The following is a 26,832-nucleotide window of genomic DNA, read 5'->3' as shown; positions in this document are numbered from 1 at the left end:
TCTTTGATTCTGTGGAGGTACCTCCTTGGAGGAATAGGCTCGCTCGCCATTCCGGTTCAGGCTTTGGGCCATACCTCATCTACGGGAAGGCTTGGATATGGCCCATCTGGCGCAACGCACCTTTGAACCCCTGAACATTGCCGTGCTGACCATCAGCGATACGCGCACCTTTGACACCGACACCTCGGGGCAGACCCTGACAGATTTGCTGCAAACGGCCGGGCATGTGTTGATCGACCGTGATCTGGTCAAGGACGACATTTATCAGATTCGCGCAAAGGTCTCCCACTGGATTGCCGACCCCAAGGTGCAAGTGGTGTTGATGACCGGCGGCACCGGGTTCACCGCACGCGACAATACGCCACAAGCCGTCTTGCCGTTGCTGGACAAGCATGTGGAAGGCTTCGGCGAACTGTTCCGTCAGGTGTCCCTGGCGGAAATCGGCATGTCCAGTCTGCAATCCCGGGCATTGGCCGGGATGAGCAACGGCGTGCTGGTGTGCTGCGTGCCGGGTTCGCCGGGAGCGTGTCGAACCGCCTGGAACCAGATCCTGCTCGAACAATTGGACAGCCGCACTGGCCCGTGCAATTTCGCCCCGCATTTGAAACCGCAAGTACAGCGGGTCGTCGACGCCTGCGAGTCACGCTCATGACCGGCCGGGTGTGCGACCTCGGTCACCTGATGCCCGTGGACGAGGCCATCAGCCGTCTGCTGGAGCAGGCACCGCCGCCACCCCTGGCGCAAATGATCGGACTGGATCAAGCCTTGGGGCGGGTTCTGGCGGCGGATATTCATTCCCCGGTGAACTTGCCGGCCTGGGACAACAGTGCCATGGACGGTTATGCCCTCAGGGCTGCTGACCTGCCACCGGAAGGTGGTTATTTGTCGATTGGCGGACGGATTGCGGCAGGAGATCCGGCGTGCTCGCCCTTGCTCGCGCATCAAGTGGTGCAAATCTTTACCGGTGCGCCATTGCCAACGGGTGCCGACACGGTAGTGCCGCAAGAGCGTTGCCGAATTGAGGCCGAACGTGTCTGGTTCCCGCCCGTCAACGCTGGCGATCACGTGCGCAAGGAGGGCGAGGAAGTTCGTCGAGGCGATCTATTGCTCAAGGCCGGCAAGCGGCTGCGCGCGCAGGAAGTGGGGTTGCTGGCGGGCGCTGGCATTGAGCGGGTCGAGGTCTATCGACCGTTGCAAGTGTGCTTGCTCAGCAGCGGCAATGAGCTGCGTGAGCCGGGCGATCCGTTGGCGCCCGGGCAGATTTACAACAGCAATCGTTACTGCCTCGCTGCGTTGTTGAGCGGTTGGGGCGTTGAGGTGCATGACTATGGCGTCATGACCGATGAGTTGGCGGCCAGCCGACATGCCTTGAGCCTGGCGTCTTCGGAATGCGACCTGCTGTTGAGTTCAGGTGGCGTCTCGGTCGGTGAGGAAGATCACCTCAAACAGGCCATCGAGGAACTGGGCAGCCTGAATTTCTGGCGACTGGCCATTCAGCCGGGTAAACCGTTGGCCTTTGGCGAAGTGGCCGGCAAACCCTGGATCGGCATGCCGGGCAATCCTTCGGCGGCGCTGATCACCGCATTGGTGGTGGTGCGTCCGTTCCTGCTCAGGGCCCAGGGCGTCAGCGACGTGTTGCCGGTGCCATTGGCCGTGCCCGCCGGGTTCGACTGGCTGCAGCGCAACAAGCGCCGGCAGTACCTGCGGGCACGGCTGACGCCTGGCGCTGACGGCCAATTGAGTGTGGAGCTGCACCCTCAGCAAAGCTCGGCGATGTTGACCGCCGCGTGTTGGGCCGATGGCCTGGCGGTGATCGAGTGCGAGCAGCAAGTGCTCAAGCACGACACCGTGATGTTTGTGTCCTTCGCCGACCTGATGCATTGATGGCAATTGATTGCCGTCAAGGCTGTGCCTAACGGTCTCGCTAGACTGGCAGCGCCTTTTTCGATCGCAGCGGCACAGGCATCGATTGAGGGTCGAGAGGCGTTTTTCCATGAGGATTATCCATGCAACTGGTCTGCCCGGCAGGGAACCTGCCTGCGCTAAAAGCCGCGGTGCGCGAAGGCGCCGATGCCGTCTATGTCGGTTTTCGTGATGACACCAATGCCCGGCATTTCGCCGGGCTGAACATGGACGACAAACAGTTCGATGCGGCGGTCGCCCACATTCGCCAGCATCAACGCAAACTCTACGTCGCGGTCAACACGTACCCGCAGCCCAAGGGTTGGGAACGTTGGCAGCGCGCGGTCGATCGGGCCGCCGATTTCGGCGTGGATGCGCTGATTGCCGCCGATCCAGGGGTATTGAACTACGCCAGCCAGCGGCATCCGCAACTCGCGTTGCACCTGTCGGTCCAAGGCTCGGCGACCCATGCCGCGGCGCTGGAGTTTTATGCGCAGCGCTACGGGATTCGTCGTGCGGTGCTGCCACGGGTGTTGTCGTTGGCGCAGGTGCGTCAGGTCGCCGCGAGCAGCCCGGTGCCCATCGAAGTCTTCGGCTTCGGCAGCTTGTGCATCATGGCTGAAGGGCGTTGCCATTTGTCTTCCTACATCACCGGCGAGTCGCCGAACCTATGCGGTGTGTGTTCGCCAGCTAAGGCGGTGCGCTGGAGCGACGACGCCGAAGGCTTGAGCGCACGGCTCAGTGAAGTGCTGATTGACCGCTACACCCCTGACGAACCCGCCGGTTACCCGACCCTGTGCAAAGGCCGTTTCCTGGTCGGCGGCAAACGCTTTCATGCGCTGGAAGAACCCACCAGCCTCGACACGCTGGACTTGCTGCCGGAATTGACCGCCATCGGCGTCGAAGCGGTAAAAATCGAAGGCCGCCAACGCAGCCCGGCCTATGTCGAACAAGTCACCCGTGTCTGGCGCGCAGCACTGGATGCCCACCGTGGCTCGCCGGGCAGTTTTCGGGTCAAGGATGAATGGCGTCGGGTGCTGGCCGGTTTGTCCGAAGGCAGCCAGACCACCCTGGGTGCTTATCATCGATCATGGCAATGAGGGAGGCGACATGAAGCTCAGCCTTGGACCGGTCCTGTTTTATTGGGACAAAGAACAACTCAGTCATTTTTACGCCGAGATGTCGGCCTTGCCCCTGGATGTGATTTATCTGGGGGAAACCGTGTGCTCGAAACGCCGGGCCTTTTCACTCGATCAATGGCTGGGGCTGGGGCGCGAGTTACAGGAATGCAGCCAGGCACAGTTGGTGCTCTCCAGCTTGACGTTGATCGAAGCGGCGTCCGAGCTCTCCAGCCTACGTCGGCTCTGCGACAACGGCCAGTTGCTGGTGGAAGCCAACGACATGGGCGCGGTGCAGTTTATGGCCGAGCGCAAGTTGCCTTTCGTGGGTGGTCCTGCTCTTAATCTGTACAACGGTCATACGCTGGCGCAGTTGCTAGACTGCGGGATGACCCGATGGGTGCCGCCCGTGGAATGTTCGGCGGCGCTGATTGGCGACGTACTCGAACAGGTGCGCGAACTGGGCCGTGAGGTTCCAGAAGTCGAGATCTTTGCCTATGGGCATTTGCCCTTGGCCTATTCCGCACGCTGCTTTACGGCCCGGGCGGAAAACCTGCCCAAGGACGACTGCCGGTTCTGCTGCCTCAACTACCCCGACGGCCTGGCACTGACCAGTCAGGAAGGGCAGGCGCTGTTCACCATTAACGGTATTCAAACGATGTCGGCCGAGGTGACCAATCTGCTGGCGGACTACGCCGGGCTGGTGGCCTGTGGTGCCGATCTGTTGCGTTTGAGTCCCCGTGCTCAGGGCATGGCCGAGGTCATTGCCGGCTATCAACGGGTTCGTCTGGGCGAGACACCGCCGCTGTTCGTTGACGGTTGCAATGGCTACTGGCATGGCCAGGCCGGCATGTTGCGCGTCGAGGAGGTCGGCCTGTGTTGAATCGTAAAAAATGGCTGTTGAAGGGCGCCGACCGGTTACTGCCGCTGGTACGTCGGGTGCCCTTTGCAGTGCAGCGCCTGGCGTTGCAGCAGGCGCTCAATCGCTGCCTCGCCGAGCCGTTGCGCGATGGCGAATTTGAAGTGTTGCGCGGGCGCTGGTTGTGCCTGCGGATCCCGGATCTGGGTTTGTCCTGGTACCTGACGCTCACCCGTGAAGGGTTGCGGATTGCCGAACGTGCTACGGCGCACGTGACCATCAGCGGTAACTGGCGAGAGTTCTTATTGCTGGCCAGCCGTCAGGAAGATCCGGACACGCTTTTCTTTCGCAGGCGCCTGGTGATCGAGGGCGATACGGAGTTGGGGCTGGCGCTGAAGAATCTGATCGACAGCCTTGATCCTGACGTCTTGCCGGTGTGGTTGTGGCGCAATCTGGAGCGGGCCGGGAAGGGCTTGGCGACGCAGTAAAACTGTGGGAGCCAGCCTGCTCGCGAAGGGGCCAGTTCATTCAACATTGATGTTGACTGACACACCGCCTTCACGCCCTGAGCCTTTCCGTCAACACGATGTTGCTGTGTCCGGCTCGCTGATCAAAGGCGAGCCGTGCCGAAGCAAGGTCTGTAAATAAACCTTTTCGTCGTACACGGTGCTGCTCTTCCAGCACTGATAAACGATCCGGATCCACTTGAACGCCAGGGCCCTGAGGGCTGCTTGGTAAGAGCTGCCTTTGGCCCTTTGCTGGCGATAATACGCCTCTGCCCACACCGATTGATTGATGCTGTGGGCAGCCCACTCAACAAAGGTCTGGCGCAAAAAAGTTGCGCATTGATAGCGCCAGTGGACGACTTTTTTCTTGCCACTGCGTTCGGTGACCGGGGCAATTCCGGCATATCGCTGCACCGCACTGGCATCCTTGAAGCGATCACGCTGCTCACCAAAGGCGACCATCAACCGTGGGGCAAGCTGTTGTCCCGCGCCGGGCAAGGCCTTGAAGAGTCGATAGTCGGCCAGGGTGTTGGCAGTTTTTTCGATCTCCCGATCAAAATCTTTGATCGCCGTGATGACCCCTTTCAGTTGCGAGACCAGGGCCAGCACATACAGCGCTGAAGGACTGACCACGCCTGGATCTTCAGTCAACGGCATGGCTTTGGCGATCAATGCCAAACGCTGCTGATTGAGCTCAGCATGGCGAACATTATGCGCGTGAAGGAACTTCAAAACGCTGGCTGGCCGAGCGCGCTTAAGCGTTTCAAAGGTCGACCAGCGCGCCAGAAATTCACAAAAAACCAGCGTGTCATGGTCATGAAACAGCTCCAGGGCCAACGGGTAGTACTGTTTGAGCATGCAGACCAGACGGTTGCTGATCTTGACCCGGTCATCGACCAATCCGCGGCGATGTTCGGTCAGGCTGGCGAGCGAACGCATGGCGGAGCTTTGCTGGACCAGTTGAGGAAACCGTTCGGGATGATTCAGCAACAGCTCAAGCGCCCATTGAGCATCCGTTGGATCATCCTTGGCGCCACTGGGGACGAAGGTTTTACGGTGCCGGGCCAAGGTGCTCGGATTGATCGGAAAGATACAAAAAAACTCATATTTTTGCAGAGCCGCTATCAGTGGGCCTTTGTTCAACTCCACGGCGATCGCGATCGGGCCACCGTAACGTTGATGCAGCGACCTGGCCCAGCGATCAATCGACTCGGGCTCGTGGTCGATGACCTCGAAACTGCGCTGAGCCTCTCCAGCTATCTGCAAACAGATGTCGTGCTTGGCGTCTGCCCAATCAATTCCGATATAAGCAGTGAAACTCTGAGACAGGAGCGTTTGCATGGAACACCTCAACAGGCGCTAAAGTACATGCAGGGACATGCATGCTTGCGTCCAGCGAAGGCGATATAGAGAGCCGTGTCGGGCTTTCCCTGAGAATTCGTTAGAGGGCGCAAGCGCACCTGTGGACTCGAAGGTGAAGGCGTAATCATCGAGTGCTGCGCGAGCAAATTCGTAGCCCACAGGTGCATGTTCCTTCCTCGCCGACAACCGACTTCCAGCGAATATCAGTATGGAAGAGAAAGGAACGGACTACCTATATCGCGAGCAGGCTCGCTCCCACAGTGGGTTTTCGTAGTTCTTCAGGCCATCGTTTCCTGCAGGCTTTCTTCCTTCCGGGCATCACTGGCAATCAACTGCCTGATCTCTTCAAACAACTCATCACCCTGCGCCTGCGTGCAGTCTTCGCCATTGCGCTTGCGCAGCCCGTGATGGCTAAGAATCAAGTGCACATCCGCATGCAGTCCATGTTGCTGCAGGCAGTTTTCGACGCATTCCAGCGGGCAGCCGTCCAGCGCGAAGATCCGTCGCCCCGAACGCGCCTTGTTGACCAGTGCCGCCACATGCCCGCCGACGCCGACGATGCAGGACATCTCGGCCAGTCCGCTGCGATCCAGTCGCACCGCCAGGGTATTGGCCAGTTGGGCGACGTTGGAGCAGCCTGAGCAGGAGTAAACCAGAGGCAAGTTTGAACGGGGCATGAGCACTCTCCATGGATAACCTTCTTCAGTGTGCAAGGCCGGTGGCAATGCGCATTGATTGCGGTCAATTGCGTCTATTGGAATGCCGCGAGACCTTCTTCGGCGAGGATGCTGATATTGCGTCGCTCCATGGCGATCAGGCCGCTGTCCACCAAACGGTGCAAAATCCGCGAAAAGGTTTCCGGCTGAATACCCAGCTTCGAGGCGACCAGGCGTTTGGACACCTGCAAGACAATCAAGCCGCTGATCGGGTTGCGTTCCTGAAACAGAAAATTGATCACCCGACGGCTCGCGCTGGCCATGGTCAAGGTGTCGATGTCGCGCAGACGCAGGTGCAGGTGAACGCTCATGCTCGCCAGAATGGCCAGGCAAACTTTCGGCTGGTCTTCGAGTGCATTGCGGTAATGGTTGCCCTCGATACTCACTAGCACGCTGTCCTTCAGCGCCGTGGCGCTCACCGGGTAGAGACGGGCCTGGCTGAACAGCAGGGCTTCGGCAAAAGTCTGGCCGGGCTGAATGATCTCCACCAGGTTCTCCTGACCTTCGCCCGTGAGCCGGTACAACTTTATCTGACCGCTGACCAGCAGGAAAAAACGCTTGGCCGGATCCCCTTGATGCATGAGCGTGTTGTGACAGGCCAGGCGCTTGAGCATCGCCAGGCCGCAGACTTCCTCGAAGATTTTCTCCGGCAGTTGGCTGAACAGATGATGACGGCGCAACGTTAAAACGATGGAAGGGTGGGTCAGCATGGCGTACCTCCGCTGAAGGTCATAGTAGAGAGCACGAGGCGATTGACCTATGCCTCTGCCGGCCTACCTCTAAGGAGGGATGCCCGTCAGCCTGCATTGCGCAGATGCTCCATGGCCCACACCGCTGCCTCTACCCGCGAGCGCAAGCCGAGTTTGTGCAGCAGGTTTTTGACGTGAACCTTGACCGTTCCTTCAGTGATGCCCAGCTTGTGCCCGATGACTTTGTTGCTGAAACCGCTGGCGATGGTTTTCAGCACCTGACGCTCACGCTCGGTCAGTTCTACCACGGTCTGGCGTTGCGGTGAGCGCAGCGCCTGGGCCATGACTTGGGTCAGGCCCGGGCTGATCACCAATTCGCCGTTCAAGGCATTGCGGATGTACTGAATCAACAGTTCGGGCTCCATGTCCTTGAGCAGATAGCCGTCGGCATCCAGACGCAGTGCGTCGCGAATATCGTCTTCAGCGTCCGAGACCGTGAACAGCAGCACCTTGCCGGTGTAGTGCATCGCCCGTAACTGGCGCAGGGTTTCAATGCCATTCATCTGCGGCATGTTGTTATCGAGCAACACCAGATCCGGTTGCAGCGGCTCGATAAGACCGAGGGCTTCTTCACCGTTGCCGGCTTCGCCGACGATCAGGAAATCATCTTCGAGTTCGAGCATCTGGCGGATGCCGTGACGCATCATCGGATGGTCGTCGACCAGCAGGATGGTGTGTTGCAGGGACGGGTTCATGTGACGCTACCTTCTGTTTGCTGCCCGAGAAACTCCGGTTGGAATTCCAGTTGGACGCGGGTGCCTTGCGGCTCCCTGGGAAATATCTGCAGCTGGCCGCGCAAGCTGCGGGCCCGCTCATCCATGATGTTCAGGCCATGGTGTTCGCGTTGGTCGACGTTGCCGCTAAACCCGCGCCCGTCGTCTTCGACGATGAGCCTGACGGTTTCACCGTCCTGACGCAGTTCTAGCCAGGCGTTTTGTGCGTGGGCGTGGCGCAGGCAATTGGAGAGCGCCTCGCGGGTGATCTGCAATATGTGGATTTGTTCGCTGGCCGATAACTGAAAGGCCAGCGCGTCGACGTGCAGGTGCACCTGAAATTCCCCGCGACGGGAGAACTCCTCGGCGGTGTCCTTGAGTTCCTGCACCAGTCCCGCGTCGTGAATCTGCAAGCGAAAGGTGGTCAGCAACTCACGTAACTGGCGGTAGGCATTGTTCAGCCCCTCGCGCAGCTCGGCGGTGACGTTTTCCAGGGTCTCGACCGGTTCGCCACGGCGCATCAGGGTCTGCAGGCGGCTGACTTGCAGCTTCATGTAGGACAGGGCCTGGGCCAGTGAATCGTGCAGCTCGCGAGCAATGATCGTGCGTTCGTCGAGCAACAGCAGGCGATGATCCTGTTCCCGTTGACGCTTGAGCGACAGCGACGTGCCGATGAGGTTGGCCAGGGCCTGGATCAGTTGGGTTTCCCAAGCTTGCGTCGGATGCCCGTCGACAAAATGCGCCTTGAGTTCACCCAGTTCACTGCCCTGATTGCTAATGCTGAACGTTTGTGGACTGGCCTTGTGGTGCTTCTGGCACGTGGCGCAGTCGCTGCTGGCGCAAACTTCGCGGATGTTCGCGCCGTGCAGGGCGAGTAACTGCTGGGCCGGTGCCTGCAATTGCCCTTGCAGACACAGCGACAGGCGCAAGCCGGGCAGGCGTTGCTGGAAGCGTCGAATCAATTCATCCAGCCCTTCGGCATTGGCCAGGCGTGTGGCCAGGCTGCGGCTGCTTTGGTACAGCAGTTCGAGGGCGGCATTGGCTTGTTGCAGGTTCAGGGTTTTTTGCTGGACTTGACTCTCCAGCGTGCGGTGCGACTCTTCGATCGTCTCGGCCATGGCGTTGAAGCTTGTGGCCAACTGGCCCAGCTCGTCCTGGGACTGATGGTTGACCCGCACCTTGAAATCGCCGCGACGAAAGCGCTGGGTCGCGTCCACCAACTCTTTCAAGGGCGTGATTACGCCGCACTGCAGCTCGTAAAGCCCAAGCAGCAGGACAATCATGGTGGTGAACAAGGCCAGTCCCTGGATCACCTGTTGCCAGCCTTGCTTTTGTTCGCTTTCGCGCTGCAACAGGTTGACGAACTGGTTCAGTTGTTCAACGAAGGGCAGGGCCTGGACCTGAAAATAGGCGGCATCGCCGCGCTCGAGTGCCGGGCGCAAATCCTCGTTCCATCGCTGTTGGATTTGCCCATAGCTGATTTGCAGCGCGGTGGTCGGGCCATCTTCCAGCACAGCCTTGAGTGACTGGCTGTTGAGTCGGGTTTGCAGGCTGTCGGTGACGGCGGCAATTTCTTCGCCGGTGGCGCCAGCCGCCAGTTTCCAGCTCAGGTGGTAGGTCTCCATGCGCACCGAGCCTGCGGTGTTGATGGCGGCGGCATCGCCCTGGCTGAACCAGGCGATCAGTCCGGCGCTCAATGAACTGGCGAGGGCGAGCACGGCGATCAGGATCACCGCCACCCCGGCGCGAGCGGGCAAGGAGCTGCGTAACCAGCGCATCATCAGCGCAGGTCCGGGAAAAAATCAGGAAAACAGAGCACGTGGAGCTCCAGGGTGGGGTTTTGCCGCCGATCCCGGGCGCGCTACCTCTAAAGAGTTGTCGACTGATCCTTGTCAGCAAAAACATTGGTAGAAATCCCTAAGACGCTGATAAACAAACAACTTCAGGGTTTGGTTGAACTACCTCCTTAGAGGTAGACCGCACAAGCATAGGCCTATGCTCCCTAGGGCTTCGTTGACATGGATCAAGTTTTTGCGGGGTTGGCCTCTCTAGTCTGCCGCCATGGCTAACTGACTGGAGAGCATTGTGAACCAACCGCAAGTACGACAAGGCTTGGTGCTGGGCATGAGCACGCTGGCCTTCACAGTCTGTTTCATGGTCTGGATGATGTTTGCCGTGCTCGGGGTGCCAATCAAGGATCTGCTCCAGCTCAACGAAACCCAGTTCGGCCTGCTGGCCGCGACCCCGGTACTGACCGGCTCGCTGGTGCGTTTGCCACTGGGTCTGCTGACCGACCGTTTTGGCGGTCGCAGTGTGTTCTTCCTGCTGATGCTGGCCTGCGTGGCGCCGCTGTACCTGATCAGTCACGCCACTGCCTACTGGCAGTTCCTGGTGCTGGGCTTGTTCGTCGGCCTGGCCGGCGGCTCGTTTTCGGTCGGGATTGCCTACGTCGCCAAATGGTTTGACAAGGAGAATCAGGGCTTTGCGATGGGCATCTTCGGTGCCGGTAACGCCGGGGCCGCGGTGACCAAGTTTCTCGCCCCGGCACTGATCGCTGCCGGCAGTTGGCAGCTGGTGCCGAAAGTCTTCAGCGCGATCCTCTTCATCACCGCGCTGTTGTTCTGGTTCTTCAGCGCCGAAAACAAGGATCACCGCAGTGCCACCGGCGCCACGTTGCGTGAGCAATTGAGCTCGCTGAAGGACCCGGCGGTGTGGCGCTACTGCCAGTACTACTCGATCGTCTTCGGTGGCTATGTCGCCCTCGCGCTGTGGATGACCAAGTACTACGTGCAGGAATACGGTTTCAGCCTGCAAAGCGCGGCGCTGCTGGCGGCCTGTTTTTCCTTGCCCGGTGGCGTGCTGCGTGCCGTCGGCGGCTGGATGTCGGACCGCTGGGGTGCGCAAAGCGTGACCTGGTGGGTGTTGTGGGTCAGCTGGATCTGCCTGTTCCTGCTCTCGTACCCCCAGACCCAACTGCAAGTGCAAACGATCAGTGGCCCGGTGGATTTCCACATCGGCCTCAATCCCGCGCTGTTCACCGTGCTGCTGTTCGTCATGGGCATTGCCTTCGCGTTCGGCAAGGCCTCGGTCTTCAAATACATCGCCAATGACTACCCGAAAAACATGGGCGCGGTGTCCGGCATCGTCGGCCTCGCCGGTGGCCTGGGCGGCTTCGTGTTGCCGATCCTGTTCGGCGCCCTGGTGGACCTCACCGGCGTGCGCTCTTCCTGCTTCATGTTGATGTACGGCGTGGTCTGGGTCTCCCTCACCTGGATGTACTTCAGCGAAATACGCAAAAGCCCGGTGCTGGGTAAAGCGCCGCTGCTGACCCCGTCCCCGATTTCCAGCATTGCCCTAGGAGAAGAACATGTCCGTTCTGCAAAAGCCTGAAAAAGGCCCGGTCATTCATGACTGGCGCCCCGAGGACCCAGCATTCTGGGGACGTAGCGGCAAACAGACCGCCACGCGCAACTTGTGGATTTCCATTCCTGCGCTGCTGCTGGCCTTTGCGGTGTGGATGGTCTGGAGCACGGTGATTGTACGTTTGAACGCCATCGGCTTCAGCTTCACCACCGACCAGCTGTTCTGGCTGGCGGCGTTGCCGGGGTTGTCCGGTGCGACCTTGCGCGTCTTCTATTCCTTTATGGTGCCGATCTTCGGTGGCCGTCGCTGGACTGCCCTGAGCACCGCGTCGCTTTTGTTGCCATCGATCTGGATGGGCTTCGCCGTGCAGGACCCGAGCACCTCGTATAGCGTGTTCGTGTTGATTGCCTTGCTCTGCGGTTTTGGTGGCGGCAACTTCGCCTCGAGCATGTCCAACATCAGCTTCTTCTATCCCAAGTCGCAGCAGGGCACAGCCCTTGGTCTCAATGCCGGGCTGGGTAACCTGGGCGTCTCGGTGATGCAGTTCTGTGTGCCGCTGGTGATCACCTTCGGTGTGTTCGGCTTCATGGGCGGCTCGCCGCAAGCACTGCCGGATGGCGGCCAATTGTGGTTGCAGAACGCCGGTTTCATCTGGGTGCCGTTCATTGTCTTGGTGACGGTGCTGGCCTGGTTCGGCATGAATGACCTGTCCAGTGCTCGGGCCTCGTTCAGCGAACAGGCGGTGATCTTCAAACGCAAACACAACTGGCTGATGTGCTGGTTGTACCTGGCGACCTTCGGTTCGTTTATCGGTTTCTCCGCGGCGTTTCCGCTGCTGATCAAAACCTCCTTCCCTGACGTCATCGCCTTGAAATTCGCCTTCCTCGGCCCGTTGGTTGGCGCGCTGGTGCGTCCATTGGGCGGCTGGCTGGCGGACAAGCTCGGTGGCGCGAAGGTGACCTTGTGGAACTTCGTGGCGATGATCGTGATGGTCTTCGGCGTCATGCACTTCCTGCCGCAGAACGGCTCGGGCGGCAACTTCTACGGCTATCTCGGCATGTTCATGCTGCTGTTCATTACCACTGGCATCGGCAACGGCTCCACCTTCCGCATGATCCCGGTGATCTTCCGCACACAGCATGAAAAAGCCTGTGTCGGCAAACCACCCGCTGTACGTGAACAAGCACTGAAGAACGCCGGCAAAGAGTCGGCCGCCGTTCTGGGCTTCAGTTCCGCCATGGGCGCCTTCGGTGCGTTCTTCATTCCCAAATCCTTCGGTACTTCGATGGCCCAGACCGGCGGCCCCGAGATGGCCTTCTACATGTTCGTCGGCTTTTACCTGAGCTGCATCGTGGTGACCTGGTGGTGGTACGCGCGCAAAGGCGCGGCGACACCCTGCTAAGACGACCCGAATCCAACCATTGCGTGGGCGGGGCACAGAACCCCGCAGCAAGCCTGAGAGGACTACACCGTGAGTCATTTACTGGATCAACTGAAGTTTTTCAATCGCAAGCAAAACGAGTTTTCCGACGGTCATGGCGAGACCCGCAAAGAGTCTCGCGACTGGGAGAACGTCTACCGTTCACGCTGGCAGTACGACAAGATCGTGCGTTCCACCCACGGGGTGAACTGCACCGGTTCCTGCTCGTGGAAAATTTACGTCAAGAACGGCCTGATCACCTGGGAAACCCAGCAGACCGACTACCCGCGCACCCGTAACGATCTGCCGAACCATGAGCCCCGTGGCTGTCCCCGTGGTGCCAGTTACAGCTGGTACATCTACAGCGCTAACCGGCTCAAGTACCCAAAAATCCGCAAGCCGTTGCTCAAGCTCTGGCGCGATGCGCGGCAGACCATGGCGCCGGTCGAAGCCTGGGCCAGCATCGTCGAGGACAAGGCCAAGGCCGACTCCTATAAAAGCAAGCGCGGCATGGGTGGCTTCATTCGCTCCAACTGGGAGGAAGTCAACGAGATCATCGCCGCGGCCAACGTCTATACGATCAAGCAGTACGGCCCCGACCGGATCGTCGGTTTCTCGCCGATCCCGGCCATGTCGATGGTCAGCTATGCTGCGGGTTCGCGTTACCTGTCGCTGATCGGCGGCGCCTGCCTGAGCTTCTACGACTGGTACTGCGACTTGCCACCGGCCTCGCCGATGGTCTGGGGCGAGCAGACTGACGTGCCGGAATCGGCCGACTGGTACAACTCCAACTACATCATTGCCTGGGGCTCCAACGTCCCGCAGACCCGCACCCCGGATGCGCACTTCTTTACCGAAGTCCGTTACAAGGGCACCAAGACGGTCGCGATCACCCCGGACTATTCGGAAGTCGCCAAGCTCACCGATCTGTGGCTGAACCCCAAGCAGGGCACCGATGCGGCGCTGGCCCAAGCGTTCAACCATGTGATCTTCAAAGAATTCCACCTGGACAAACCGAGCGCCTATTTCACCGATTACGCCAAGCGCTTCACCGATTTGCCGGTGCTGGTGCTACTCAAACAAATGGTCGACAAGGCACCGGGCGCCGGTTATCAGCCGGACCGCTTCTTGCGCGCCAGTGACCTGACCGACAACCTCGGCCAGGAAAACAATCCGGAATGGAAAACCATCGCCCTCGATGTCAGCGGTGAACTGGTGTCCCCTCAGGGTTCCATCGGTTATCGCTGGGGCGAGAAGGGCAAGTGGAACATCCTGCCTCGTGAAGGTGGCGAAGGCCGTGAGATCGATCTGAAGCTGAGCTTGATCGGTGATGACGTCGCCGAAGTGGCGTTCCCGTATTTTGCCGGCGAGTCCCACGAACACTTTCAGCACGTGGCCGGCGATGCCGTGCAGTACCGCCGCGTGCCGGTGCATAACGTGGTGCTGGCGGACGGCAGCGTAGCCAAAGTCGCCACCGTGTTCGACCTGTCGGCCGCCAACCTGGCGATCGATCGCGGTTTGGGTGGTGACAACGTCGCCAAGGATTACGATGACGCCTCGGTGCCTGGCACCCCAGCCTGGCAGGAGCAGATCACCGGCGTCAGCCGCGAGAAAGCGATCCAGATTGCCCGTGAGTTCGCCGACAACGCCGACAAGACCAAGGGCCGCTCGATGATCATCGTCGGTGCGGCGATGAATCACTGGTACCACATGGACATGAACTACCGCGGGCTGATCAACATGCTCATGCTCTGCGGGTGTGTCGGCCAGACCGGTGGCGGTTGGGCGCATTACGTCGGTCAGGAAAAACTCCGTCCGCAATGCGGCTGGCTGCCCCTGGCGTTCGGCCTGGACTGGAACCGTCCGCCTCGCCAAATGAACGGCACCAGCTTCTTCTACGCCCACAGTTCGCAGTGGCGTCACGAGAAAATGAGCATGCACGACGTGCTCTCGCCGCTGGCCGATAAATCGCAGTTCCCCGAGCATGCCCTGGACTACAACATCCGCGCCGAACGCGCCGGCTGGTTGCCCAGCGCACCGCAGCTCAACACTAACCCTTTGCACATTTGCCGCGACGCGGCTGCGGCCGGCATGGACCCGAAAGACTACGTGGTCAAGTCGCTGCAGGATGGTTCGCTGCGCTTCTCCTGCGAACAACCGGACAGCCCGGTCAACTTCCCGCGCAACATGTTCATCTGGCGTTCCAACCTGCTGGGCTCTTCGGGCAAGGGCCACGAGTACATGCTCAAGTACCTGCTTGGCACCAAGAACGGGGTAATGAACGAAGACATCGGCCAGGTCGGCGACTGCAAACCCGAAGAAGCCGAATGGGTGGACGAGGGCGCCATCGGCAAGCTCGATCTGGTCACTACGCTGGACTTCCGCATGTCCTCGACCTGCGTCTATTCCGACATCGTGTTGCCGACGGCAACCTGGTACGAAAAAGACGACATGAACACCTCGGACATGCACCCGTTCATTCACCCGTTGTCGGCGGCCATCGACCCGGCGTGGGAATCGCGTTCCGACTGGGAAATCTACAAAGGCATCGCCAAGGCGTTTTCCAGCATGTCCGAAGGGCATCTGGGCGTTGAGAAGGACTTGGTGACCATCCCGCTGATGCACGACAGCGTAGGCGAATTGGCCCAACCGTTTGGCGGCACCGACTGGAAAAGCGCTGGCGTGGCACCGGAGCCAGGCAAGAACGCGCCGAACCTGCATGTGGTGGAGCGAGACTACCCGAACATCTACAAGCAGTTTTCTTCGCTTGGGCCATTGCTGGAGAAACACGGCAACGGTGGCAAGGGCATCAACTGGAACACTGAAGACGAAGTGAAATTCCTCGGTGAACTCAATCACAAAGAAGGCGATGCCGGTATCAGTCAGGGTCGGCCGAAAATCGACACGGCAATCGATGCTGCTGAAGTGATTCTGTCCCTGGCGCCGGAAACCAACGGCCAGGTTGCCGTCAAGGCCTGGGCTGCGCTGTCGGAATTCACCGGCATCGACCACAGCCACCTGGCGCTGTCCAAAGCCCACGAAGCGATCCGCTTCCGCGACATTCAGGCACAGCCGCGCAAGATCATTTCCAGCCCGACCTGGTCGGGGCTCGAAGACGATCACGTCAGCTACAACGCCGGCTACACCAACGTTCACGAAGGGATCCCATGGCGCACCATCACCGGTCGCCAGCAGTTTTATCAGGATCACCCGTGGATGCAGGCGTTCGGCGAGCAACTGATGAGTTATCGGCCGCCGGTCAACACCCGCACCATCGAAGGCGTGAAAGGCAAGCGCAGCAACGGCGAGATCGAAATCGTCCTGAACTGGATCACCCCGCACCAGAAATGGGGCATCCACAGCACCTACAGCGACAACCTGTTGATGCTCACCCTCAGTCGTGGCGGACCGATTGTCTGGCTTTCGGAGAACGACGCGAAACGCGCCGGCATCGAAGACAACGACTGGATCGAGTGCTTCAACATCAACGGCGCACTGACCGCCCGCGCGGTGGTCAGCCAACGGGTCAAGGACGGCATGGTGATGATGTATCACGCTCAGGAACGGATCGTGAACGTGCCCGGTTCGGAAACCACCAAGACCCGTGGCGGCCACCACAACTCGGTCACCCGGGTGGTGCTCAAGCCGACCCACATGATCGGTGGCTACGCCCAGCAAGCCTACGGTTTCAACTATTACGGCACGGTCGGTTGCAACCGCGATGAATTTGTCGTGGTGCGCAAAATGTCCAAAGTCGACTGGCTCGATGGTTCGTCCGGCGATGATCTGCCGCGTCCCCTGCCGACCGATATCGAGGAGAACTGAGATGAAGATTCGCTCACAAATCGGCATGGTTCTGAACCTGGACAAATGCATCGGTTGCCACACCTGTTCGATCACCTGCAAAAACGTCTGGACCAGCCGCGAAGGCATGGAATACGCCTGGTTCAACAACGTCGAATCGAAACCCGGGATCGGCTACCCGAAAGAATGGGAAAACCAGGACAAGTGGAAGGGCGGCTGGATCCGCAATGCCAACGGCACGATCAACCCGCGCATCGGCGGTAAATTCCGCGTGTTGGCGAACATTTTCGCCAACCCGGACCTGCCGAGCCTCGACGACTACTACGAACCGTTCGACTTCGATTACCAGCACTTGCACACCGCGCCGCTGGGCGAGCATCAGCCTACCGCACGCCCGCGTTCGCTGATCTCCGGCAAGCGCATGGAGAAGATCGAGTGGGGCCCGAACTGGGAGGAAATCCTCGGCACCGAATTCGCCAAGCGCCGCAAGGACAAGAACTTCGACAAGATCCAGGCGGACATTTACGGCGAATACGAAAACACTTTCATGATGTATTTGCCGCGCCTGTGCGAGCACTGCCTCAACCCGACGTGCGCAGCAGCTTGCCCGAGCGGGGCGATCTACAAGCGTGAAGAAGACGGCATCGTCCTGATTGACCAGGAGAAATGCCGTGGCTGGCGGATGTGCATCAGCGGCTGCCCGTACAAGAAGATCTATTTCAACTGGAAAAGCGGCAAGTCCGAAAAATGCATCTTCTGCTACCCGCGTATCGAAGCCGGGCTGCCGACCGTGTGCGCGGAGACCTGTGTCGGGCGTATCCGCTACCTCGGTGTGTTGCTGTATGACGCCGACCGCATCAGCGAAGTGGCGAGCACCGCCAATGAGCAGGATCTGTACGAGAAACAACTGGAGATCTTCCTCGATCCGAATGACCCGGCGGTGATTCGTCAGGCCCTGGAGGACGGGGTGCCGCAATCGGTGATCGACTCGGCGCAACGTTCGCCGGTCTACAAAATGGCCGTGGACTGGAAACTCGCACTGCCGCTGCACCCGGAATATCGCACCTTGCCAATGGTTTGGTACGTACCGCCGCTGTCGCCGATCCAGAACGCCGCAACCGCTGGCACCGTGGGCATGAACGGGGTGATCCCGGACGTCGACAGCCTGCGTATTCCATTGAAGTACCTGGCCAACCTGCTGACGGCGGGCGATGAAAAACCGGTCAAGCGTGCGCTTAAACGCTTGCTGGCGATGCGCGCCTACAAACGTTCCGAGCAAGTCGACGGCGTTCAGGATCTGCAAGTGCTGGCGGATGTCGGCCTGAGTGTGGCCCAGGTCGAGGAAATGTATCGCTACCTGGCGATCGCCAACTACGAAGACCGTTTTGTGGTGCCAAGTGCGCACCGTGAAGACGCCATGAGCGACGCCTTTGCCGAGCGCTCCGGGTGCGGCTTCAGTTTCGGCAGCGGCTGTAGCGGCAGCTCCGACACCAACATGTTCGGCGCCAAGAAAGCCAACCGCCGCGACATCCTGAAAACCGTCCAGTTGTGGGAGGAATGAGCATGCAAATTCTCAAAGTGATTTCGCTGCTGCTCGATTACCCGACCGAGGCGCTGATTGGCGGTCGCGACGAGCTGGAGCAAGCGATCATCCAGTCAAGGGAAATCAGCCCGACGCAGCGTGCTGCGTTGTTCGAGTTGCTTGAGCTGATCTGCGCCAATGACCTGATGGACGGGCAGGAGCACTACGGTGCGCTGTTTGGCCGGGGGCGTTCGCTGTCACTGCTGTTGTTCGAGCATGTGCACGGTGAATCCCGCGACCGTGGCCAGGCCATGGTCGACATGATGGCGCAATACGAAGCCGCCGGTTTTGCCATCGGCGTCAAGGAGCTGCCGGACTATATCCCGCTGTACCTGGAGTTCCTTTCCACCCGCGAAGACATCGAGGCCCGCGAGGGCCTTGCGGATGTTTCGCACTTGCTGGCCTTGCTCGCGGCGCGTCTGGAAGAGCGTGAAAGCGCCTATGCCAGTTGCTTCCGGGCGCTGCTGCAAATTGCCGGAGCCGAGCCCCATCAAGCGGTGGCCGACCTGCGGGCGCAAGTCGCGGCGGAACCTCGCGACGACTCCCTCGAAGCCCTCGACAAGATCTGGGAAGAGGAGGCCGTGGACTTTCTCCAGGCCGAGCAGCAGGACCGTTGCAGTTCGCTGCCAAGCGCGCCGGGCAAGGCCCGGGAAGAAAGCGCGGTGCCGTTGCACTGGGTGGATTTTCAGCATGAAGGGCTGGCCGCCGTGCCAGCCAAGGAGGTGGACAATGTCTAAATGGAATCTGTTGTTGTTCGGGGTCTATCCCTATGTGGCCCTGGCGGTTTGCCTGATTGGCAGTTGGGCGCGCTTCGATTTGTCGCAGTACAGCTGGAAGGCAGGTTCGAGCCAGATGCTCAATCAGCGCGGCATGCGCGTGGCGAGCAACCTCTTCCATATCGGTGTGTTGTTCGTGCTGGCCGGACACTTTGTCGGCCTGCTGACTCCTGCGTCGATTTATCACCATGTGATCAGCACTGAGAACAAGCAGTTGCTGGCAATGGTCTCGGGCGGGTTCTTCGGTCTGTTGTGCCTGATTGGCCTGCTGATGCTGGTCAACCGGCGCCTCACCGATCCACGAGTACGCGCCACCTCCAGTCCTTCGGACATTCTGATTCTGCTGGTGCTGCTGACGCAATTGCTGCTCGGTCTGCTGACCATCGTCGCGTCCACCGGGCACATGGATGGCTCGGTGATGGTGATGCTCGCCGATTGGGCGCAGAACACCGTGCTGTTGCGGCCGATGGAAGCGGCGGCGGCCATCGCGCCGGTCGGGCTGACCTACAAGTTGCATGTGTTTCTCGGATTGACCCTGTTTGTGCTGTTCCCCTTCACCCGTCTCGTACACATGATCAGTGCACCGATCTGGTACCTGGGACGTCGTTATCAAATCGTTCGTCAGAAGTACTGAGGAGACAATCATGTCAGGTGGATGTGGATGTGGTGGCGGTAATGGGGGCAGCGGTGGCTGCGGTTCTTCAAAAAAAGCGCAGGACGTTCTCGACATCGCGCCGGTCGCAGAGGCGCAGTTTGAAGCGCTGCCGGTTGAGCCCGCGGCTGACGATGACGCTCCGGCGCAGTTGATCGCCAGCAGTGAACAGGAGTGGCCGATCATCAGCGTCAACGAGGTGTCGATCACCCCGGAGGCGATGGCCCAGGAGCTGCAATACCACCCGGCCGAAAGCCGTGAGGAGGCAGTCTATTTGGCTGCCAAGGCACTGGTGATCCGCGAGTTGTTGCAGCAGCGCATCACCGAACTCGGTGTGTCGTTGGAGATCGGCGCCGGTGAGAATGAAGAGGAAGCGGCTACTCGCTTGCTGCTCGAACGTGAGGTGAAAGTGCCTCAGTGCGACGAGGAAACGAGTCTTCGTTACTACGAAAACAATCGCGGACGCTTCCACAGCGCGCCGTTGCTGGCGGTGCGGCACATCCTGCTCGAATGTGCACCGGACGATGTCGAGGCCCGCGAGCTGGCGCATGATCAGGCACAAATCCTGCTGCAGCGCCTGGAAGAATTCCCCGGTAGTTTTGCCGAGCTGGCGGTGAAATATTCGGCTTGCCCGTCGAAGGGTCAAGGCGGTTCTTTGGGACAAATCAGCAAGGGCCAGACCGTGCCCGAACTGGAACGTCAGCTGTTCACCCTGGCTCCGGGCCTGGCCAGCAAACCACTGGAAAGCCGTTACGGCTGGCATGTGGTCAGCGTCGATCAACGGATCGAAGGCATGCCGTTGCCCTATGAAGTGGTGTCGACGGCGATCCGTACGCAGTTGCAGCAAGGCGTGTGGCAGAAAGCGCTGGTCCAATACCTGCAAACCCTGATCGGTGCGGCCGACATTCGCGGCATCCACTTACAGGGCGCCGACTCACCGCTGGTGCAGTGAGCATTGCGTAAACCGGGAGAAGTGATGAACGTTGTGATGCAGGATGGTTTTGGGCGGCAGATCGATTACCTGCGGATGTCGGTCACGGACCGGTGTGATTTTCGTTGCGTGTATTGCATGGCGAAAAACATGACCTTCCTGCCGCGTCAGCAGGTGCTCACCCTGGAGGAATTGCAGCGCTTGGCGACGCTGTTCGTCAGCCTGGGTGTGCGCAAAATCCGTCTGACGGGCGGTGAGCCGCTGATCCGTCCCGGCATTGTCGGACTGTGCCGCAACATCGCTGCCTTGCCCGGTTTGCGCGAACTGGTAATGACCAGCAACGGCTCGCAGCTGGGCCGTCTGGCCCGGCCATTGGTCGACGCCGGGGTCAAACGGATGAACATCAGCCTCGATAGCCTGGACGGGCAGAAGTTTCGGGCGATCACCCGTAACGGCGACCTCGATCAAGTGCTCAACGGCATCGAAGCGGCGCGGGACGCAGGGTTTGAGCGGATCAAACTCAACTGTGTGGTGATGAAAGGACGCAACTTCGATGAAGTCCTGGGATTGGTGCAATACGCCATCGATCAGCGTATCGATATCAGTTTTATCGAAGAAATGCCCTTGGGCGACGTCGGTCGTTCCCGGGGCGAGTCGTTTTGTTCCAGCGACGAAGTGCGCACGCTGATCGCCAACCAGCATCGGTTGCTCGACAGCACCGAAAACAGCGGCGGACCGGCGCGCTATGTGCGTCTGGAACGCCATGCCGAGACCCGGATCGGATTCATTTCGCCCAACAGCCACAACTTTTGTGGCAGCTGTAATCGGGTGCGGATGACTGTTGAAGGGAAGCTGTTGCTGTGTCTGGGCCAGGACGATGCCCTGGATTTACGCGGATTGCTGCGGCGTTATCCGCTGGATGACCAGCCCGTGATCAGCGCGGTGCAGAGAGCGCTGCGTGGTAAACCACTGCGCCATGACTTCAGCCCCGACGGGGAGGTGCAGATTGTCAGATTCATGAACATGAGCGGCGGTTGAACTGTTCTGTAAAACACAGAAAATCCAATGTGGGAGCGAGCCTGCTCGCGATATAGGTAGTCCGTTCCTTTCTCTTCCATACTGATATTCGCTGGAAGTCGGTTGTCGGCGAGGAAGGAACATGCACCTGCGGGCTACGAATATGCTCGCGCAGCACTCGATGATTACGCTTTCACCTTCGAGTCCACAGGTGCGCTTGCGCCCTCTAACGAATTCTCAGGGAAAGCCCGACACGGCTCTCTATATCGCCTTCGCTGGACGCAAGCATGCATGTCCCTGCATGTACTTTAGCGCCTGTTGAGGTGTTCCATGCAAACGCTCCTGTCTCAGAGTTTCACTGCTTATATCGGAATTGATTGGGCAGACGCCAAGCACGACATCTGTTTGCAGATAGCTGGAGAGGCTCAGCGCAGTTTCGAGGTCATCGACCACGAGCCCGAGTCGATTGATCGCTGGGCCAGGTCGCTGCATCAACGTTACGGTGGCCCGATCGCGATCGCCGTGGAGTTGAACAAAGGCCCACTGATAGCGGCTCTGCAAAAATATGAGTTTTTTTGTATCTTTCCGATCAATCCGAGCACCTTGGCCCGGCACCGTAAAACCTTCGTCCCCAGTGGCGCCAAGGATGATCCAACGGATGCTCAATGGGCGCTTGAGCTGTTGCTGAATCATCCCGAACGGTTTCCTCAACTGGTCCAGCAAAGCTCCGCCATGCGTTCGCTCGCCAGCCTGACCGAACATCGCCGCGGGTTGGTCGATGACCGGGTCAAGATCAGCAATCGTCTGGTCTGCATGCTCAAACAGTATTACCCGTTGGCTCTTGAGCTGTTTCATGACCATGACACGCTGGTTTTCTGTGAGTTTTTGGCGCGCTGGTCGACATTTGAAGTGCTTAAGCACGCTCGGCCAGCCAGCGTTTTGAAGTTCCTTCACGCGCATAATGTTCGCCATGCTGAGCTCAATCAGCAGCGTTTGGCATTGATCGCCAAAGCCATGCCGTTGACTGAAGATCCAGGCGTGGTCAGTCCTTCAGCGCTGTATGTGCTGGCCCTGGTCTCGCAACTGAAAGGGGTTATCACGGCGATCAAAGACTTTGATCGGGAGATCGAAAAAACTGCCAACACCCTGGCCGACTACCGACTCTTCAAGGCCTTGCCCGGCGCGGGACAACAGCTTGCCCCACGGTTGATGGTCGCCTTTGGTGAGCAGCGTGATCGCTTCAAGGATGCCAGTGCGGTGCAGCGATATGCCGGAATTGCCCCGGTCACCGAACGCAGTGGCAAGAAAAAAGTCGTCCACTGGCGCTATCAATGCGCAACTTTTTTGCGCCAGACCTTTGTTGAGTGGGCTGCCCACAGCATCAATCAATCGGTGTGGGCAGAGGCGTATTATCGCCAGCAAAGGGCCAAAGGCAGCTCTTACCAAGCAGCCCTCAGGGCTCTGGCGTTCAAGTGGATCCGGATCGTTTATCGGTGCTGGAAGACCAGCACCGTGTACGACGAAAACGTTTATTTACAGACCTTGCTTCGGCACGGCTCACCGTTGACCAGCGAGCTGGACACAGCAAAACCGCGTTGACGGAAAGGCTCAGGGCGTGAAAGCGCTCTATCAGGCAACAATGATGTCGACTGACACTCCGCGTTCGCGAGCAGGCTCACTCCCACACTCGATTTCCTTATGCCGTCTTCGGGCGGTTTTTTTTCGCCGACAAATCTTGATATCGATCAATTGCATATCAGCAGTTTGTCCGTAGCCTTCACCGCATGTTGTGTCTATTTGCAATTAAACATCTATATGTAGTGTCTGGAGGACGAATGCAGAGCACGCTGATCGCAGTAGGAAGTAACCGCTTACACAAACGCGATGGCAGCCAGGTCGCCTTCGATGCCGACAAAATCCGTCAGGCGTTGATCGCCGCCGGCAAGGCGACGGGGGAGTACGGCGAGGTTGAGGTCGAAGGGTTGCTTCAGGCGGTATTGGCCAGGCTGGAAGGGTTGCCGAGGCTGCATGTCGAACAAATCCAGGACCGGGTTGAACGGGTATTGATGGACGCCGGATTTTTCCTCGCCATGCGCGCCTACATCGTCTACCGCGAACAGCATGGGCGTTTGCGCCGTGACCGCCGGACCATGGTCGAGGTGGCGACCTCGATGAACGAATACCTGGACCGTGACGACTGGCGGGTCCAGGCCAACGCTAATCAGGGCTATTCCCTGGGCGGTCTGGTGTTGAACGTGTCGGGCAAGGTCACCGCCAACTACTGGCTGGACGAGGTGTACAGCGAGGCCATCGGCCAGGCTCACCGCGAGGCGGATTTGCATGTGCACGACCTGGACATGCTCGCCGGTTACTGCGCTGGCTGGTCGCTGCGCACCCTGTTGCACGAAGGGCTTAACGGTGTGCCGGGGCGAGTCGAAGCCGGTCCGCCGAAGCACTTGAGCAGTGCCTTGGGGCAGATGGTGAATTTCCTCGGCACCCTGCAAAACGAATGGGCTGGCGCCCAGGCGTTCAGCTCGTTCGACACCTATCTGGCGCCCTATGTGCGCAAGGATCAACTGAGCTATCAGGAGGTGCGCCAGGCGATCCAGGAGTTCATCTACAACCTTAACGTTCCTTCGCGCTGGGGCACTCAGACACCGTTCACCAACCTGACCTTCGATTGGGTTTGCCCGCAGGATTTGCGTGAGCAAATCCCCGTCATCGGCGGCGAGGAAATGCCGTTTGCTTATGGCGATCTGCAAGTTGAAATGGAGCTGCTTAATCGTGCCTACATCGAGGTGATGCAGGCCGGCGATGCGAAAGGGCGGGTGTTCACCTTTCCGATCCCGACCTACAACATCACCCATGACTTTCCGTGGGACAGTGAAAACGCTGACCGTCTGTTCGAGATGACCGCGCGTTACGGCTTGCCTTACTTCCAGAACTTTCTCAATTCGGACCTGCAGCCCAATCAGGTGCGCTCGATGTGCTGCCGCTTGCAGCTGGATGTTCGCGAGTTGCTCAAGCGTGGCGGCGGGTTGTTCGGCTCGGCGGAACAGACCGGATCGCTCGGCGTGGTGACCATCAACTGCGCGCGGCTGGGCTATGTGTTCAAAGGTGATACCAGCGGTTTGCTGCAGCGCCTGGACACATTGATGGAACTGGCGATGGAAAGCCTGGAGGTCAAGCGCAAGGTCATTCAGCACCACATGGATGCCGGTTTGTACCCGTACACCAAGCGCTATCTGGGAACCCTGCGCAACCATTTTTCCACCATCGGCCTCAACGGCATGCATGAAATGCTGCGCAATTTCACCGGCGACGAGGAGGGCATGCACACCGAACACGGTCGGCAGTTTGCCCTGAAAATGCTGGACCATGTGCGCACCACGCTGCTGCGTTTTCAAGAAGAAACCGACCATATGTACAACCTGGAAGCGACGCCCGCCGAGGGCACGACCTACCGCTTCGCCAAGGAAGACCTCAAGCGCTACCCCGACATTCTCCAGGCTGGCAGCATGCAAGCACCGTATTACACCAACTCCTCGCAACTGCCCGTGGGCTACACCGAAGACCCTTTCGAGGCGCTGGAACTTCAAGACGAGCTGCAATGCAAATACACCGGCGGCACGGTCTTGCACCTGTACATGGCCGAGCGGATTTCGTCGACCGAGGCCTGCAAGCAACTGGTGCGCAAGGCCCTTAGCCGCTTCCGCCTGCCTTACCTGACCGTGACCCCGACGTTCTCCATCTGCCCGGTGCATGGTTACCTCGATGGCGAGCATGAGTTCTGCCCCAAGTGCGACGAGGTCCTGCTGCTGCGAGAACAGAAGCTCGGCACCGTTCATTGATTTCGATCCACTCAACCGCAAGGAGCTTCACCATGACTGCATCGCAAACACTGCCCCAGGCTCAACGTCAACGCTGCGAAGTCTGGACTCGGGTGATGGGCTATCACCGTCCTGTGTCGGCGTTCAATCCGGGTAAACAGTCGGAGCACCGCGAGCGGGTGCACTTCACTGAAAGCGCGGCGCTGGCCGGGCGCCAATGAGTCGAACGCTTCGGGTCGGGGGCATGGTGCCCCTGACCACTATCGACTATCCGGGACTGCTTGCCTGCGTGTTGTTTTGCCAGGGTTGCGCCTGGCGTTGTCGTTACTGCCACAACCCGCAGTTGATCCCGCCTCGAGGCGCAGACGAAGTGGATTGGCGGCGGGTGTTGGCGTTTCTGCAACGGCGACAGGACCTGCTCGATGCCGTGGTGTTCAGTGGCGGCGAGCCCACCTTGCAGGATGGTTTGCTGGGCGCCATGGATGAGGTGCGGGCGATGGGATTTCGCATCGGTTTACACAGCGCCGGCATTAAACCCGCAGCGTTCGCCAAGGCACTGACCGGGGCCGATTGGGTCGGCTTCGATGTGAAGGCGTTGCCCGAGGATTGCCAGGCCATCACTCGGGTCGAGGGTAGCGGAACCGCCAACTGGCGCAGCCTTGAGCATCTGCTCGCCAGCGGTGTCGACTACGAATGTCGGACCACCGTGCATTGGCATCTGTTCGAGCCTGCGCGTTTGTTGATCCTGGCACAGCGTCTGAACGAGCTCGGCGTCAAACGTTTCGCCGTGCAACTGGTGCGCACCGAGCGGATGTTCGATCCGCTGCTGCCAAGCATTTCGGCACAAGCCTTGCTACCTGACTTATGGGAAGCGATGCGCGAGCTGTTTCCAGCCTTCGTGCTACGGGGGTAGCCGAGCCGGCGCAATACCGTTTAGCAGTGACATCCACCATTAGGTTTTCAAATGCGCTGCCTTTCTGGCAGGTATCAAACGGGGAGCATTTGATATGGCCAAATTAAGCACGGCACACCGTATTGTCATCGGCTTTGCAATTGCGCCGCTGGCATTGATGGGCATGGCGTTTTACGCGTTGCACGATCTGGCAACGCTCAAGGAACAGGCGGTGGTTATCGTCAAGCAGGACTGGCCTAAGATCGATCCGATCATGATCATTGCCACCGGCGTGCGCGATAACGCCAGGAACACCCGGGACTTGCTGATCGATAAAGACAATCAGCAAGTGCAACAGTCGATCGACACCACCAAGAAACGCATCACTCAGGCGCTCGAAACGCTTGAGCCGCTGTTCTATTTGCCAGAAGGCAAAGCCGCTTACGCCGCCCTGAAAAAGAATCGCGAGGTCTATGTCGCTGCGTTCACCCAAGTGCAGGTGTTGATCAGGCAAGGGGCCTTCGATGACGCCATGGCGCAGCTCAAGCAAAAGGTCGTCCCAGCTGAACACCAGGTTTATAAAAGCCTGGATGAGCTGATGGCGCTGCAAGGAAAAATATTCGCCGACCGTGAACAGTCG

22 protein-coding genes and 1 pseudogene are annotated in these 26,832 nt (G+C 59.4%); 18 read left to right on the top strand and 5 right to left on the bottom strand.

The window, feature by feature from the left end:
* Positions 1–97: 97 nt before the first annotated feature.
* From moaB to ubiT, 5 genes are all read left to right on the top strand, one after another.
* Entirely contained in the window at positions 98–652 is a 555-nt protein-coding gene (gene moaB / locus ACYZTR_RS15370; RefSeq protein WP_461972161.1) for a molybdenum cofactor biosynthesis protein B, read from the top strand.
* The gene (locus tag ACYZTR_RS15365) at positions 649–1,884 is read left to right on the top strand and encodes a molybdopterin molybdotransferase MoeA (RefSeq protein ID WP_461972160.1); all 1,236 of its coding nucleotides are present in this window, start codon (positions 649–651) and stop codon (positions 1,882–1,884) included. The genes moaB and ACYZTR_RS15365 overlap by 4 nt, the downstream gene beginning before the upstream one ends.
* A 122-nt stretch (positions 1,885–2,006) precedes the next feature.
* Complete coding sequence (gene ubiU, locus ACYZTR_RS15360; protein WP_461963545.1) at positions 2,007–3,002, top strand: ubiquinone anaerobic biosynthesis protein UbiU; 996 nt, start codon at positions 2,007–2,009, stop codon at positions 3,000–3,002.
* A 10-nt stretch (positions 3,003–3,012) separates the two neighbouring features.
* Complete coding sequence (locus ACYZTR_RS15355) at positions 3,013–3,903, top strand: U32 family peptidase (protein ID WP_461972158.1); 891 nt, start codon at positions 3,013–3,015, stop codon at positions 3,901–3,903.
* Complete coding sequence (gene ubiT / locus ACYZTR_RS15350; protein WP_461972156.1) at positions 3,897–4,367, top strand: ubiquinone anaerobic biosynthesis accessory factor UbiT; 471 nt, start codon at positions 3,897–3,899, stop codon at positions 4,365–4,367. Before ACYZTR_RS15355 ends, ubiT begins: the two co-directional genes overlap by 7 nt.
* A 90-nt stretch (positions 4,368–4,457) precedes the next feature.
* Here the strand turns inward: ubiT and ACYZTR_RS15345 are convergent, their stop codons facing one another.
* The 5 genes from ACYZTR_RS15345 to ACYZTR_RS15325 all read right to left on the bottom strand — a co-directional run bounded on the left by ACYZTR_RS15345 (position 4,458) and on the right by ACYZTR_RS15325 (position 9,706).
* Positions 4,458–5,726 (bottom strand): IS110 family RNA-guided transposase, encoded by a 1,269-nt coding sequence (locus tag ACYZTR_RS15345; protein ID WP_461972154.1) that lies wholly within the window; start codon positions 5,724–5,726, stop codon positions 4,458–4,460.
* Positions 5,727–6,025: 299 nt separating this feature from the next.
* Positions 6,026–6,424: a putative zinc-binding protein gene (locus ACYZTR_RS15340; protein ID WP_461972152.1), complete on the bottom strand. Its 399-nt coding sequence runs from the start codon at positions 6,422–6,424 to the stop codon at positions 6,026–6,028.
* A gap of 74 nt (positions 6,425–6,498) precedes the next feature.
* The gene (locus tag ACYZTR_RS15335; protein ID WP_461972150.1) at positions 6,499–7,173 is read right to left on the bottom strand and encodes a Crp/Fnr family transcriptional regulator; all 675 of its coding nucleotides are present in this window, start codon (positions 7,171–7,173) and stop codon (positions 6,499–6,501) included.
* Between the two features lie 86 nt (positions 7,174–7,259).
* Positions 7,260–7,907 (bottom strand): two-component system response regulator NarL, encoded by a 648-nt coding sequence (gene narL / locus ACYZTR_RS15330; RefSeq protein WP_449643740.1) that lies wholly within the window; start codon positions 7,905–7,907, stop codon positions 7,260–7,262.
* Complete coding sequence (locus ACYZTR_RS15325; protein WP_461972148.1) at positions 7,904–9,706, bottom strand: HAMP domain-containing protein; 1,803 nt, start codon at positions 9,704–9,706, stop codon at positions 7,904–7,906. Before ACYZTR_RS15325 ends, narL begins: the two co-directional genes overlap by 4 nt.
* Before the next feature lie 304 nt (positions 9,707–10,010).
* On the opposite strand from ACYZTR_RS15325, the gene ACYZTR_RS15320 reads away from it, so the two are divergent.
* From ACYZTR_RS15320 to ACYZTR_RS15260, 13 genes and pseudogenes are all read left to right on the top strand, one after another.
* Positions 10,011–11,315 carry an MFS transporter gene (locus tag ACYZTR_RS15320; protein ID WP_461972146.1) on the top strand — a complete coding sequence of 435 codons (1,305 nt, stop codon included), beginning with the start codon at positions 10,011–10,013 and terminating at the stop codon, positions 11,313–11,315.
* The gene (locus ACYZTR_RS15315; RefSeq protein WP_461972144.1) at positions 11,293–12,690 is read left to right on the top strand and encodes a NarK family nitrate/nitrite MFS transporter; all 1,398 of its coding nucleotides are present in this window, start codon (positions 11,293–11,295) and stop codon (positions 12,688–12,690) included. The genes ACYZTR_RS15320 and ACYZTR_RS15315 overlap by 23 nt, the downstream gene beginning before the upstream one ends.
* A gap of 69 nt (positions 12,691–12,759) precedes the next feature.
* Positions 12,760–16,533, top strand: coding sequence for a nitrate reductase subunit alpha (locus ACYZTR_RS15310; RefSeq protein ID WP_461972142.1), 3,774 nt, complete (start codon positions 12,760–12,762; stop codon positions 16,531–16,533).
* Position 16,534: 1 nt separating this feature from the next.
* Positions 16,535–18,073 carry a nitrate reductase subunit beta gene (gene narH / locus ACYZTR_RS15305; RefSeq protein WP_461963563.1) on the top strand — a complete coding sequence of 513 codons (1,539 nt, stop codon included), beginning with the start codon at positions 16,535–16,537 and terminating at the stop codon, positions 18,071–18,073.
* Positions 18,074–18,075: 2 nt separating this feature from the next.
* Positions 18,076–18,831, top strand: coding sequence for a nitrate reductase molybdenum cofactor assembly chaperone (gene narJ / locus ACYZTR_RS15300; RefSeq protein ID WP_461972140.1), 756 nt, complete (start codon positions 18,076–18,078; stop codon positions 18,829–18,831).
* A complete protein-coding gene (gene narI, locus ACYZTR_RS15295) occupies positions 18,824–19,504 on the top strand; it encodes a respiratory nitrate reductase subunit gamma (protein ID WP_461972138.1) in 681 nt (226 codons plus the stop codon). Before narJ ends, narI begins: the two co-directional genes overlap by 8 nt.
* Before the next feature lie 10 nt (positions 19,505–19,514).
* A complete protein-coding gene (locus ACYZTR_RS15290; RefSeq protein WP_461972136.1) occupies positions 19,515–20,474 on the top strand; it encodes a peptidylprolyl isomerase in 960 nt (319 codons plus the stop codon).
* 24 nt (positions 20,475–20,498) lie between these two features.
* Complete coding sequence (gene moaA / locus ACYZTR_RS15285) at positions 20,499–21,491, top strand: GTP 3',8-cyclase MoaA (protein ID WP_461972134.1); 993 nt, start codon at positions 20,499–20,501, stop codon at positions 21,489–21,491.
* A 309-nt stretch (positions 21,492–21,800) separates the two neighbouring features.
* The gene (locus ACYZTR_RS15280; RefSeq protein WP_461972133.1) at positions 21,801–23,069 is read left to right on the top strand and encodes an IS110 family RNA-guided transposase; all 1,269 of its coding nucleotides are present in this window, start codon (positions 21,801–21,803) and stop codon (positions 23,067–23,069) included.
* 236 nt (positions 23,070–23,305) lie between these two features.
* Entirely contained in the window at positions 23,306–25,321 is a 2,016-nt protein-coding gene (locus tag ACYZTR_RS15275) for a ribonucleoside triphosphate reductase (protein WP_461972131.1), read from the top strand.
* Between the two features lie 32 nt (positions 25,322–25,353).
* The gene (gene nrdD, locus ACYZTR_RS15270) at positions 25,354–25,521 is read left to right on the top strand and encodes an anaerobic ribonucleoside-triphosphate reductase (protein ID WP_017338867.1); all 168 of its coding nucleotides are present in this window, start codon (positions 25,354–25,356) and stop codon (positions 25,519–25,521) included.
* The gene (locus tag ACYZTR_RS15265) at positions 25,518–26,213 is read left to right on the top strand and encodes an anaerobic ribonucleoside-triphosphate reductase activating protein (protein ID WP_461972129.1); all 696 of its coding nucleotides are present in this window, start codon (positions 25,518–25,520) and stop codon (positions 26,211–26,213) included. The genes nrdD and ACYZTR_RS15265 overlap by 4 nt, the downstream gene beginning before the upstream one ends.
* A gap of 94 nt (positions 26,214–26,307) precedes the next feature.
* Positions 26,308–26,829, top strand: a pseudogene (locus tag ACYZTR_RS15260) (MCP four helix bundle domain-containing protein); the annotation flags it as partial.
* Positions 26,830–26,832: the final 3 nt, after the last annotated feature.

It is taken from the genome of Pseudomonas sp. Hz4 (assembly GCF_054898165.1).
The sequence above is the reverse complement of the archived record's forward strand: the minus strand, read 5'-3'. Positions and strand labels throughout refer to the sequence as shown.

Coding starts and splice junctions, on each gene's coding strand:
- ACYZTR_RS15365 (WP_461972160.1), top strand. CDS start 649: ATGACCGGCCGGGTGTGCGACCTCGGTCACCTGATGCCCGTGGACGAG.
- ACYZTR_RS15290 (WP_461972136.1), top strand. CDS start 19,515: ATGTCAGGTGGATGTGGATGTGGTGGCGGTAATGGGGGCAGCGGTGGC.
- moaA (WP_461972134.1), top strand. CDS start 20,499: ATGAACGTTGTGATGCAGGATGGTTTTGGGCGGCAGATCGATTACCTG.
- ACYZTR_RS15275 (WP_461972131.1), top strand. CDS start 23,306: ATGCAGAGCACGCTGATCGCAGTAGGAAGTAACCGCTTACACAAACGC.
- narL (WP_449643740.1), bottom strand. CDS start 7,907: ATGAACCCGTCCCTGCAACACACCATCCTGCTGGTCGACGACCATCCG.
- ACYZTR_RS15345 (WP_461972154.1), bottom strand. CDS start 5,726: ATGCAAACGCTCCTGTCTCAGAGTTTCACTGCTTATATCGGAATTGAT.
- ACYZTR_RS15355 (WP_461972158.1), top strand. CDS start 3,013: ATGAAGCTCAGCCTTGGACCGGTCCTGTTTTATTGGGACAAAGAACAA.
- narJ (WP_461972140.1), top strand. CDS start 18,076: ATGCAAATTCTCAAAGTGATTTCGCTGCTGCTCGATTACCCGACCGAG.
- moaB (WP_461972161.1), top strand. CDS start 98: ATGGCCCATCTGGCGCAACGCACCTTTGAACCCCTGAACATTGCCGTG.
- narH (WP_461963563.1), top strand. CDS start 16,535: ATGAAGATTCGCTCACAAATCGGCATGGTTCTGAACCTGGACAAATGC.
- narI (WP_461972138.1), top strand. CDS start 18,824: ATGTCTAAATGGAATCTGTTGTTGTTCGGGGTCTATCCCTATGTGGCC.
- ACYZTR_RS15325 (WP_461972148.1), bottom strand. CDS start 9,706: ATGATGCGCTGGTTACGCAGCTCCTTGCCCGCTCGCGCCGGGGTGGCG.
- ACYZTR_RS15280 (WP_461972133.1), top strand. CDS start 21,801: ATGCAAACGCTCCTGTCTCAGAGTTTCACTGCTTATATCGGAATTGAT.
- ACYZTR_RS15340 (WP_461972152.1), bottom strand. CDS start 6,424: ATGCCCCGTTCAAACTTGCCTCTGGTTTACTCCTGCTCAGGCTGCTCC.
- ACYZTR_RS15315 (WP_461972144.1), top strand. CDS start 11,293: ATGTCCGTTCTGCAAAAGCCTGAAAAAGGCCCGGTCATTCATGACTGG.
- nrdD (WP_017338867.1), top strand. CDS start 25,354: ATGACTGCATCGCAAACACTGCCCCAGGCTCAACGTCAACGCTGCGAA.
- ACYZTR_RS15335 (WP_461972150.1), bottom strand. CDS start 7,173: ATGCTGACCCACCCTTCCATCGTTTTAACGTTGCGCCGTCATCATCTG.
- ACYZTR_RS15265 (WP_461972129.1), top strand. CDS start 25,518: ATGAGTCGAACGCTTCGGGTCGGGGGCATGGTGCCCCTGACCACTATC.
- ubiU (WP_461963545.1), top strand. CDS start 2,007: ATGCAACTGGTCTGCCCGGCAGGGAACCTGCCTGCGCTAAAAGCCGCG.